The sequence below is a fragment of the Arhodomonas sp. KWT genome (genome assembly GCF_010993615.1).
On sequence record NZ_WNXE01000888.1, the window covers coordinates 1 to 698 of the forward strand.

General features: G+C 69.9%; 1 protein-coding gene. It reads left to right on the forward strand.

Features of this window, described 5'->3' with window-relative positions; genetic code table 11:
- Positions 1 to 698: FAD-binding oxidoreductase (locus G7A99_RS23080; protein WP_163144388.1), on the forward strand; the 698-nt coding region annotated here is incomplete at both ends.

Consider the following 698-nt stretch of genomic DNA (forward strand, 5'->3'; position numbering starts at 1 on the left):
CTCTGCCCGGACACCGAGGCGGAGATGGCCGCGCTGGTGAAGACCGCCGTCGAGCTGGGGCTGGTCATCATCCCCCGCGGCGGCGGCACCGGCTACACCGGCGGGGCGGTGCCCATGCACGAGGACTGTGTGGTCATCAACACGGAGAAGCTGGAGGGCGTCGGCGCCGTGGAGCGCCGGACCCTGCCGGGCATGGACAAGCCCGTCGCGACGGTGCGCGCCGAGGCCGGCGTGGTCACCCGCCGTGTCTCCGACCTCGCCCAGAAGCACGGCTATGTCTTCGCCGTCGACCCCACCTCCCAGGACGCCTCGACCATCGGCGGCAACGTCGCCATGAACGCCGGCGGCAAGAAGGCGGTGCTCTGGGGCACGGCGCTGGACAACCTGGCCTCCTGGCGCATGGTCACCCCGGACGCGGAGTGGCTGGACGTGGAGCGCGTGGATCACAACATGGGCAAGATCCACGATCAGGAGACCGTGCGCTTCCGCGTCACCCGGTTTGAGGCGGACGGCGAGACCCGCAAGGGCGAGCCGGAGGAGATCGCCTTCCCGGGCGAGACCTTCCGCAAGGTCGGCCTGGGCAAGGACGTCACGGACAAGTTCCTGAACGGTGTGCCGGGAGTGCAGAAGGAGGGCTGCGACGGGCTGATCACCTCCGCGACCTTCGTGCTCCACGTCATGCCCGAGCACATGCGCAC